At 52.9% G+C, this 11,291-nt stretch carries 8 protein-coding genes; 5 read left to right on the top strand and 3 right to left on the bottom strand.

Annotated elements, in window-relative coordinates:
- From L692_RS0103605 to L692_RS0103590, 4 genes are all read left to right on the top strand, one after another.
- The coding region (locus tag L692_RS0103605; protein WP_025697291.1) for a CotH kinase family protein at positions 1 to 1,738 on the top strand (1,738 nt) is incomplete at its 5' end.
- Position 1,739: 1 nt separating this feature from the next.
- Positions 1,740 to 2,453, top strand: coding sequence for a polyphosphate polymerase domain-containing protein (locus tag L692_RS0103600; protein WP_025697290.1), 714 nt, complete (start codon positions 1,740 to 1,742; stop codon positions 2,451 to 2,453).
- A gap of 17 nt (positions 2,454 to 2,470) precedes the next feature.
- Positions 2,471 to 3,151, top strand: a complete 681-nt coding sequence (locus L692_RS0103595) for a DUF4956 domain-containing protein (RefSeq protein ID WP_025697288.1) — start codon at positions 2,471 to 2,473, stop codon at positions 3,149 to 3,151.
- Between the two features lie 198 nt (positions 3,152 to 3,349).
- On the top strand, positions 3,350 to 5,164 hold the full coding sequence (locus L692_RS0103590) for an alpha-glycosidase (protein ID WP_025697287.1): 1,815 nt from the start codon (positions 3,350 to 3,352) through the stop codon (positions 5,162 to 5,164).
- A 130-nt stretch (positions 5,165 to 5,294) separates the two neighbouring features.
- On the opposite strand, the gene glgA is transcribed toward L692_RS0103590, so the two are convergent.
- The gene (glgA, locus tag L692_RS0103585) at positions 5,295 to 6,725 is read right to left on the bottom strand and encodes a glycogen synthase GlgA (RefSeq protein ID WP_025697285.1); all 1,431 of its coding nucleotides are present in this window, start codon (positions 6,723 to 6,725) and stop codon (positions 5,295 to 5,297) included.
- A gap of 45 nt (positions 6,726 to 6,770) precedes the next feature.
- Positions 6,771 to 8,873 (bottom strand): 1,4-alpha-glucan branching protein GlgB, encoded by a 2,103-nt coding sequence (gene glgB, locus L692_RS0103580; protein WP_025697283.1) that lies wholly within the window; start codon positions 8,871 to 8,873, stop codon positions 6,771 to 6,773.
- A gap of 329 nt (positions 8,874 to 9,202) precedes the next feature.
- Between glgB and L692_RS0103575 the strand changes: the two genes are divergently transcribed.
- Positions 9,203 to 10,435 (top strand): glucose-1-phosphate adenylyltransferase, encoded by a 1,233-nt coding sequence (locus L692_RS0103575; protein WP_025697282.1) that lies wholly within the window; start codon positions 9,203 to 9,205, stop codon positions 10,433 to 10,435.
- Between the two features lie 106 nt (positions 10,436 to 10,541).
- Here L692_RS0103575 and L692_RS27685 read toward each other — a convergent pair.
- A partial coding sequence (locus L692_RS27685) for a GNAT family N-acetyltransferase (RefSeq protein ID WP_025697281.1) occupies positions 10,542 to 11,291 on the bottom strand: 750 nt, incomplete at its 5' end.

Raw genomic sequence — 11,291 nt, 5'->3', positions numbered from 1 at the left:
GACCCATCCGGTCAAGCGGGTACGGAAGCGGCCGTTTCATCCCGGACTGGCGTCCGCGGCCCTTGCCGCCCTCGTCATTCTGCTGACAGGCTGCACAGGCAACGCCGTGGACGAGAAGAGCGCCGCGAAAGCAACGGCTTCCCCGATTTCGGATACCGTTACCCAGGACAAGCTTATCGAGGACAAGCGCATCTATGAACGGGACAAGGATACCTCCGTGGATGCCTTGTATTTGACCGTGCTTGAGGGTGAGAAACAAGAGGGCGAAGCCCCCCTCACCTGGTATGAGCTGAACCGGATTCGCAGCCGGGCGGAAGAAGGCTCGGTAAATGCCATCCTCCAGGAAGGCGCGGCCGATGGCAGCGGACCGGCTCCAGGCTCCTTTGGCTACTCATCCGAGGAAGGCAACGCCCATGTTTCACTGCGCGGGAGCTCGACGCGGTATGCTTCCCAGCGGTCTTACAAGATCAAGCTGAATGATCAGGCGGGGCTATGGAATGATCAGCGGACGCTCAACTTGAATAAGCATGCCTACGACCCCTCCCGACTGCGGAATAAACTCAGCTTCGATCTGTTCGAGACGATCCCGAATATTACAAGTCTGCGCACCCGCTTCGTGCATCTCTATGTGAAGGATCTGAGCGAAGGCGGCCCGGCCAGTTCAAAGCCATTCATCGATTATGGACTGTACACGCAGGTCGAGCAGCCCAACAAGCAATTTCTCAAGAATCACTGGCTTGACCCTTACGGACAGTTGTACAAAGCTGTTATGTTCGAATTTCTTCCGTATCCCGAAGAGCTTCGGTTGCAGGATGATTCGCTGTATGACAAGGCCAAGTTCGAAACGCGCCTGCAAATCAACGGACGTGAAGATCACCGGAAGCTGCTGGACATGCTGAAGGACGTGAACAATCTGTCCATGCCTATCAACGAAGTGATAAGCAAACATTTTGACCTCGATAACTATCTGACCTGGATGGCCTCCGATATTTTGATGGACAACATGGACACGAATACCCAGAATTTCCTGCTGTACTCCCCGCTGAACTCCGAGAAATGGTATTTTCTCCCGTGGGATTATGACGGAGGCTGGGAATTGCAGCAGAATTCCATGAAAGGCATCACCTATACCAGCGGCATCAGCAACTATTGGGGCTCCAAGCTTCATAACCGTTTCTTCCGTAGTATGGAAAATGTGAATCTGCTTAAGGACAAAATGGACGAGCTGTACCGGGATTATATCAACAACGATATTATTTCCAAAAAAGTCGCCTTGTACGCCCCCATTACACAACTGTATGCAGGCAGGCAGCCTGACAGGGGCTTCCTCTCGGTGCCCGTTTCCGATATTTCCAAGGATCTGAGGACGATCAGCACCGTTCCCGAGCGCTCCATGAAGCGGTTTATTGAAGACATCCAGAAGCCCAAGCCCTTCTATCTGAACGATCTGCTTCAGGAGGGAACGACTTCCGTATTCCACTGGGATGCCTCGTTCGACCTTCAAGGGGACAATCTGGAATATGAATTCACGCTGTCCAGGGACCCGCTGTTCACAAAGATGGTCAAGCGCATAAGCACACCGGGGGCTTCAGTGCGGCTCAGCGGCCTTTCGCCGGGATCGTATTACTGGAAGGTCACGGTGAAGGACGGCAAAGGTCATTCGCAAATCGCATTTGATATTTATTATGATGATGAAGGCACTCCCTACCACGGTGTCAGAGAGGTTAAGGTGAACTGAGATGGAATTTATGGGCCGGCGGCTCAGGCACGAATACAAATACTACTTGCATCCCCATGAATATCTGTCCATACGCCAGCGTGTAGCGTCGATGCTTCCGCTTGATCCGCATTCGCAGAACGGGGACGGCTACGGTATCAGGAGTCTCTATTTCGACAGCCCCGTGGACCATGCCCTTTACGATAAGGCTAACGGAATTTTCGGGCGCGAGAAGTTTCGCATCCGGATATACAATGGAAGCGACAGCTCGATCAAGCTCGAACGCAAGAGCAAATACGGGGAGTATGTAAGCAAGGAGAGCGCCCCGCTAACCCGCGCCGAGTATGACAATATTGTCCACGGGGATGCCTCGTCCATTGCGGAATCGCCCCATCCTCTGGTTCGGGACTTGTACCTGGGGCTTGCCCACAAGGGCTATCGTCCAACGGCAATCGTCGATTACGTCAGGGAAGCCTATATTTACGAGTACGGAGATGTCCGGATTACGTTCGACAAGAAGCTCTCCTCCGGCGTCAATAGTCTGGATCTGTTTGATCCCGGGCTGGCCTTGCGGGAAGCTCTGAATGATTCCGCACGCACCATTCTGGAAATCAAGTTCAACCGCTTCCTGCCCGAGCCGGTGCGTCTGATCGCCACCCCATCCGCAAGCGTACGGTCCACGATATCCAAATATGTAATTTGCAGGGAAGCCGCCAAACTTCATTTCAAACGATAAGGGGATACACCTTAAATATGGATGACACAATAAATTTCCAGGATTTATTCAAAAAAAGCGTACTGCACCTCGACGCCTTCCGGACCGTTTCGTATATCGATGTCCTGCTCGGCCTTTTCGCTTCGTTAGGTGTTGGCCTGTTTATCTTTTACATTTACCGCAAAACGTTCCGCGGGGTTGTCTACAGCTATAATTACAATGCCGCCTTCGTGCTCATGTGCATGATTACAAGCATGATTATTATGACCATCAGCTCCAATATCGTGCTCTCTCTCGGCATGGTGGGAGCGCTCAGTATCGTGCGCTTCCGTACCGCCGTCAAGGACCCGCTGGATATCGTGTACATGTTCTGGTCCATCGCGGGAGGCATCGCCACAGGAGCCAAGCTCTATCCTGTCGCGCTCATCGGGTCGCTTGCCATTGGACTCGTGCTGCTGTGGCTGTCCCGGCGCAGGGTCCGCGAGCAGCCCTACCTCCTGATTGTCCGCCACTCGGAGGAAGCCACCACGGAGCTTCGAATCCGGATGCGGAAAATCGAACATACGCTGAGATCCAAGACGATCCGCAAGGACTTTATCGAGCTTACGGTCGAACTCAGGCTACGGGACAGCAACACCGCGTTCGTTCACGACTTGTCCTCAATCAACGGCGTAATGGATGTTTCGCTGATTAACTATACCGGAGATTATGCCCAGTAAATAGAAGAAAGCGCCAGAACAGCCATAGAGCGGCTGATCACTGGCGCTTTTTGCTTTTGCAGCCTCCTCCACAGCTCCTGCATTATTTTCTGAAAGCATTCAGAAAAATGGTTTAATTTTTTGTACTTAAGGGTATTAAACTAAGTATATCCATTTCGAGGCGTACCTGCGCTTCAATCAGATTTAGGAGGGGCAACCATGCTGCAGGAAGCTTTATATCACGTTCCACGCGACAAATGGGCATATGCCTATGATAAGGAATCCGTACATCTGCGGATGCGGACCAAACGGGATGACGCTGACGCGGTTTATGTCATGTCCGGCGACAAATACGCCTGGGATCGGACCTTCGAGGAAATCATGATGGAAAAAACCGCCTCCGACGAGCTTTTTGATTATTGGGAAGCCTGCGTGCGGCCAAAATATAAACGTCTGTCCTATCTCTTTCGAATCGAAGCTGGCGGCGAAACGGCCTATATGTCCAGCAAAGGGTTTATGTATGAGCAGCCGCAGCCTCCGGAGAACAATTTCGAATTTCCGTACATCCATGAGGTTGATCTCTTTCAGGTCCCCGAGTGGGCCAAAGACGCGGTCTTCTATCAAATCATGCCGGACCGCTTCGCCAACGGAGACAAGGGCAATGACCCGGAAGGAACCGAGCCGTGGGGCGGCGAACCGAAAGTCGACAATTTTTTTGGGGGCGATATCCAGGGCGTTATCGATCATCTCGACTACCTGCTCGATTTGGGCATCAATGCGATTTATTTCACGCCGCTGTTCGTTTCCCCATCCAATCATAAATACGACATCATTGATTATAAGCAGGTCGATCCGCAGTTCGGCGATAATGAGCAGCTGAAGACACTGGTCGCCCTCTGCCATGAGAAAGGCATTCGCGTCATGCTCGATGCGGTCTTTAACCACTGCAGCAAGGAATTCCCCCCCTTCCAGGATGTTCTGAAGCATGGAGAACGTTCCCGATATGCCGGCTGGTTCCACGTTAATTCGTTCCCGGCGGAGATTGTGGACGGTATACCTTCCTACGATACGTTCGGATTTTATGACGCGATGCCCAAATTGAATACGGCCAATCCGGAAGTCAAAGCGTATTTGCTGGACGTGGCGGAGTACTGGATCAAGGAAGTGAAGCTGGACGGCTGGCGTCTTGACGTGGCCGACGAGATCGATCATCACTTTTGGCGTGATTTCCGCAAGATCGTGAAGCAAACCAATCCGGAGGCTTATATCGTGGGGGAGGTCTGGAGCGATTCCCTGGCCTGGCTGATCGGAGACCAGTTCGACTCCGTTATGAACTATCCGTTCTCCGGAACGGTACTCGAATTCTTTAACGGCGGAATGGACAGCTACGCCTTTTGCAATAAAATAGGCAGTCTGCTGATGCGCTACCCCCAGCAGAGCAACGAGGTCATCTTTAACCTTCTGTGCAGTCACGACACGCCCCGGCTGCTTAACGCTCTGGGGGAAGACAAGAGGAAGCTCAAGCTTGCGGTCGTCTTCCTGTTCACCTTCATAGGTACGCCGTGTATATTTTATGGGGACGAAGTCGGTCTTACCGGGGAAGGCGATCCGAATTGTCGTAAATGTATGGAATGGGACCCCGGGAAACAGGATTTGGAGCTTCGCGATTTCTATAAAAGCTTGATTTCGCTGCGGAAGGAGAACTCTGTACTGCGCGAGGGACGCTACCGGATTCTGGGCGCCTGCAAGGACGATCCCTGTATCATTTATGAACGGATAGACGGCGAAACCCATTTTACCATCTGGATGAACAACTCTCCCGAGCCCCGCAGCTTGAGCTATGCGACCGAGACCGAGGATTGGACGGATGCGCTCTCCGGCGGCACCGTGAGTCCGGACGAAGGGATCATGCACCTCTCTCTCGAACCGTACGGATTCCGTATCCTGTCCCGCCGGCTCAATCCGAAGGCAGACCCTTCATTTCCAAGCCTGACCAGCGAAGCGTCGGCCGAGCATGCTCCCATACACCGCTGACCGGGCAGCCGTTGCACCGTTCTATTGGCCTTAACCTGATAAAAAAAAGACAGCATCTCGGAAGCGCAGGCTTGCGGGAGAGCTGTCTTTTTCTAAATGAATTGGCATCAGCGTGAGCACAGTCCGAATATTATACCGGCTCGCTAATCTTCCTGTAGATTTCGATATATTCCTGAGCCGATACATCCCAGCTGTAATCCCCTGTAAAAGCGTTGCGGGTCACACGTTTCCAGTGCTCGGGCCGGTTATAGAAAGCTATCCCCCGGCGGAGAGTGTTCATCATATCATGGGCGTTATAATTGGTGAAGGTGAAGCCGTTTCCCTCTCCCGTCACCTCGTTATAGGCATGAACGGTATCGTTCAGCCCCCCCGTTTCCCTGACAACCGGAATGCTGCCATACCGCAGGGCGAGCAGCTGGCTGATTCCGCACGGTTCGAACTTCGACGGCATCAGGAACAGATCGCTTCCGGCATAGATTTTACGCGAAAGCTCATCGCTGAACCGGATCTGCGCAGACAGCTTGGTCGGATAGCGCCACTCGGCCTCGCGGAACCAGCGCTCGTAGACTTCATCCCCGGTTCCAAGGACAACAAACTGGATGCTGTCGTAATACAGCATTTCATCCAGCACACGGGTCACCAGATCCAGTCCCTTCGAATCGACCAGGCGGGTAACCATGGCTACAAGCGGGACATGCGGCGCCACCGGCAGACCCAGCTCCTGCTGCAGACCGATTTTGTTCTCGGTCTTCTTGTTCAGATTATTCCGGTATTTCATGAAGATCTTGGAGTCGGTCGCCGGATCGTACACCTTCGTATCTATTCCATTGACAATGCCGCTCAAATGATCGGCACGGGCATTTAGCAAGCCGTCCAGGCCATATCCGAAGTGAGGGGTTCTGATTTCCTGCGAATAGGTCGGGCTGACCGTTGTCACATGATCGCTGAACACAATGCCGCCTTTCAGAAAGTTTACATTCCCGTAGTATTCCGCCCCGAGGAAAAAGCTGCCGTCCAGGCCGAGCAAATCGCCCAGAACCTCATATGGAAACACTCCCTGATACAGCAGATTATGTATCGTGAATACGGTGCGGATGTTGCTGTAGAACGGGTTGCTGCGGTAATGGCCTTCCAGCAGCATGGGGATGACCGCGGCGTGCCAATCGTGGCAGTGCAGCACATCAGGCTGGAAATCAATTGCCGGGAGCGCCTCCAGAACAGCCCGGTTGTAGAAGGAGAACCGTTCCCCGTCATCCAGATATCCGTAGATGCCTTCGCGGCCGAAGTAGTATTCATTGTCTATAAAATAAACCGGAACGCCTTCGTAGTCCAGCCGCTCGATTCCGCAGTATTGATTACGCCAGCCCACGGGCACCTCGATCACCTGGACAGGCTCCATTTGCAAGCGGTATTTCTCGGGAATTCCCCGGTACTTCGGCAGGATGACCCTTACATCGACTCCGGCTTCCTTCAGCGCCTTCGGCAGCGCGCCGATGACGTCGGCAAGGCCTCCCGTCTTGATGAACGGGTGGCCCTCCGCAGCGGCAAACAGCACTTTCATTCCCTTTTCCTCCCTTGTGTAATGACTGTTAAATAGAGTGTTCGTTTACTGCGGGATTTCGTCGGTTTTCGTTTTGCGCTTGCGCGGTGCCGCTTTTTTGACCGGGGCTTCGGACTTTGGAGGCTTGTCCGCCGCTTTATCGTCCTTCTTGGCCTTGGCGCGCGCCGCCTTGACTTTTCCTTTTGAAGCTTCCTCTATTACGCCTGGTTCATCCCCCCTTCCCTTCCGTCCACTCTTTTTCAGCACCACCATGCTGAGCGGAGCGAGGGTCAGTTCCAGGCTTTGAAGCTGGTTATGCATTTCCTGCTTCCGGGTCTTCAAAGGGCCTAAATTCGCTCCGGAGCCGCCGAATTCCGGTCTTTCCGTACTGAACACCACTTCATAGGTTCCCGATTTCGGAACGCCGATCCCGTAGTTTGGCCGCTCCACCGGCTGAAAGTTGATGACGACAATAAGCTGATCGCCGGCTTTTTTTCCTTTGCGGATATAAGAAATGACGCTTTGCCAGTTGTCGTCCGCGCTGATCCACTCATAGCCTTCAAAGCTGTGATCAAGCTCCCAGAGCGCCTTTTCCCCAAGGTAGAATTTGTTCAGCGCAGCGGTGTAGGCAAGCATCTGCCGGTGGCTCTCGTAATCAAGCAGCAGCCAGTCAAGCTCCTCCTGATCCTTCCATTCGATGAACTGGCCGAATTCGCCGCCCATGAACAGCAGCTTCTTGCCGGGGCTTGTCATCTGATAACCCAGCAGCAGCCGGAGGCCCGCGAACTTCTGCTCATATGAGCCGGGCATCTTGCTCAGCAGCGATCTCTTGCCATGCACCACCTCGTCATGGGAAAGCGGCAGCGTATAATTCTCCGAGTACGCATAAGCAATCGGGAATGTCAGCAAATTGTGGTGGTAGGGACGGGCGTCAAATTCCTTCTCCACATAGGCGAGCGTATCGTTCATCCAGCCCATATTCCATTTGTAATTGAAGCCAAGCCCCCCGTCATGCACGGGAGCGGTTACGAGCGGCCAGGCGCTGGATTCCTCCGCCATCATCAAGGCGTGCGGGTAATACTGAAACACGGTGGTATTCAATTTCTGCAAAAAGGCGATGGCCTCCAGATTCTCCAGTCCGCCATTGACATTGCGCCGGTATTGATGCTCCTGCTTCTCGAAATCGAGGCGCAGCATACTCGTAACCGCATCCACACGCATGCCGTCAATATGGTATACATCGTACCAGAACAGGGCGTTGGAGATGAGGAATGAAATCACCTCCGGACGGCCGAAGTCAAAGGACAGCGTTCCCCAGCCGGGCTTCTCCGCCTGCATCGGATCGCTGTACTCATAGCATGGCGAACCGTCAAACAATCGCAGGCCCGGAGCATCCTTGGCAAAATGGGCCGGCACCCAGTCGAGTATTACGCCGATATTCGCCTGGTGCAGCCGATCGATCAGAGCCATCAGCTCCTTCGGCTCTCCGTACCGGCTCGTCGCGGCATAATAACCTGTTCCCTGGTAGCCCCAGGAAAGATCATACGGGTGCTCCGCGAGCGGCATGAACTCCACATGCGTATAGCCGAGCTCCAGCAAATAAGGAATCAGCAGATCGGCCATTTCCGTATAGCTGTACAGCTCCCCGCCCTCCTTGTTATGAATATTCTCCTTCTGTCTCCAGGTTCCCATATGCATTTCGTAAATATTAAGGGGCTTGTTGTAAGATCCCTTGTTCTTGCGCCGCCAGGCCGCATCCCCCCAAGAGTAGTCCTCAATATCGGCCACAACCGACGCGGTCGCCGGACGAACCTCGGCCATATATCCGTACGGGTCCGCTTTCAAGAAGCTGGAGCCGTCCTGGCCGATGATTCTGTATTTGTAAAATGTTCCCCGGGCAATTTCAGGGAAAAAACGAGTCCAAATCCCCGAATCGGGTATCTTATATAACGAGTCTTCCTCACGGCTTCCATCCCAGCCGTTTCGATCGCAAGCCAATCCTACATATGTTGCATGGGGCGCCCACACGGAAAATCGCACTCCGGAAACTCCTTCTTCAACGGAGATATGCGCTCCGAGCATGCGATAACTGCGGTAATGGGTACCTTCGTGAAACAGGTAAATATCCTCCGGTGACGGCGTGTTTACTGATATTAGTCGCTCAGCCAAATGATTACCACCTTTTGTAAGAATGATTTAAGGTTTCCGGGGTCCCTGCGAAGCACCTGAACATACTCCGAAGCAAAGCCGCACTTTGCAGGAAGATTTGATATACAGGATGCACCTAATACATTACCCCAATTTCATCAGTTTGAACATAACGGGTGCCGCCGAAGAAATGAAAAACAAATGAAGAAACCAGCCATTTTTGTGTAATTTTCCTAAAGACTTTGTAATATATTTCACTTAGCTTCATTGTTCTCGTTTAGGCGCTTGTCGGTCAGGTTATATAACATGTATTGATTATTGACAAAACACATTTTTGGAGGGGTACACGAATGAGTAAAAAAGATTGCATCGCCATGCTATTAGCAGGCGGGGAAGGGCGCAGGCTTGCTCCACTAACATCCAGCATGGCCAAACCGGCCGTCCCTTTCGGTGGACATTTCAGAATTATTGACTTTCCCCTCAGCAATTGTGTGAATTCGGGTATTGATACGATTGGCGTACTGACGCAATATGAAGCTGATTCCCTTCACAGCCATATCGGTACGGGAGAGCCCTGGGGTCTCCGCTCGGAAGAGCGCAAGGGCGTAACGCTGCTGCCCTCCGGCAGCGAAGGAAGAGACAGCTACACCGGTACGGCAGATGCCATTTATAAAAATATTCCATACATCGACAATCTTAATGTAGAAAATGTGCTGATTCTGTCCGGAGATCATATTTACCATATGGATTACCGCCAAATGCTGAATGATCATCTTGTGAAAAATGCCGAAACGACAATCTCCGTTATGGAAGTTCCATGGGAGGAAGCCAGCCGGTTCGGCGTTATGAATGTTGACGAGGATTTGAGAATCACGAGCTTTGTCGAGAAACCAAAACAGCCGGAAAGCAACCTGGCCTCCATGGGCATATATATCTTCCGCTGGGATTATCTCAAGGCCCACCTGCTCCAAGACGCGGCGAACGAGAGTTCCAGCCACGATTTCGGCAAAGATGTGATTCCCGCCATGCTTCAGGATGAACATCCCCTCTATGCGTACCGTTTCAAAGGCTACTGGCGGGATGTGGGTACGGTGGAAACCTTGTGGGAAGCCCATATGGATCTGCTGCAACAGGACAACGGCTGGAAATTCAACAACGCTGCCTGGCCCATGTACAGCCGTTCTCAAGAAATCAAGCGATCGGCTGCTGTCCGAGGCAACGGCCAATTCCCGGCTGCGGACTGCCTCGTTAGCGAGCATGCCTCCGTTGAAGGCAGCGTCCAGCGTTCGGTGATCTTCGACAATGTTGAAATCGGCAAAACCGCCATCGTCAAGAACAGCGTCATTATGCCGGGCGCCCGGATCGGCAAAAATGCCTACATCGAAAATGCGATTATCGGCGAAGATGCTCTGATTAAAGAAGGGGCCGTGGTCAAAGGTAGCATTGACCGCGTCGCCGTAGTCGGACCGCGTGAGACCGTGGCGCCCAAACCGCTTATCCTTCCCCAGCCTTCCCGTCTGCTTCAGGATGTATACGAGAAGGCCGGCACAGGCCGACTGCGGGCAGGCGGTCTCCTCTCTTAAATAACGGCAATAAAAAGGGTTGTTTCAACAGGTGCAACGCCTGTGAAACAACCCTTTTTAATGTTCTGAATCAAGTTCCCCTGATGAATAACTGAATAACGCCGCGTTATGTAAGCTGTGCCATACTTGGTTTCAATTCGCTCCACTCTCTGTCCAGCATAGCCATCTCGATCAGATTCACATAGCGGTCACCGAAACGGGCCGCTTCGAGCTGCTCGCCTTCCCTGCGGAATCCAAGAGCTTCATAAGTACGAATTGCGGAGGTGTTGAAATCATAGACGCCGAGCGCCAGCCTGTGCAGCTCCAATGATTCAAAGCCGATGCGCAGCGCTTCGCCGATCATCCGCCGGGCCATGCCCTTTCCTCGGTATTCCGGGTCCAGGATTACCCGCCCGATCCTTGCGGAACCATTATCCCGGTCAATACCGGCCAGACTGAGATGTCCGATAACGGTATTCGTCGCCATATGCACCGCGCTGTATACCAATAATTCGGACTCGGCCGGATGATTGGCACCGGCGAGATACCGCCTTAGTTCCTCATCCTGAATCGGGAAGTGGAGCGAAGGGCCCGCCCACTGCTTGAGGAACTCCGGCGACACGCTCCAGCGTCTGAGACAGTCAAAGTCGGCGGCGTCAAAATACTGCAAGCGGACAGTATCCTGATCGCCTGAAAGCTTGATCTCCTCATACAGATTGACAAGCCGCCCTCCGCCGACATCGTTAGTCCCCATATAACGGAACCCCTGGCTTTGGTAATATCGGTTCAGCTTGACATTATCGGCAATCGTATCAAGACGAAGCCCGCGGCGTCCAGAAGCGGTGGCCGTCTCCGCAGCAAACTTCAGCAGCTTGCC

This window comes from Paenibacillus forsythiae T98 (assembly GCF_000520735.1).
Lineage (GTDB): Bacteria > Bacillota > Bacilli > Paenibacillales > Paenibacillaceae > Paenibacillus_AQ > Paenibacillus_AQ forsythiae.
This window is presented reverse-complemented; position numbering and strand designations above follow the sequence as displayed.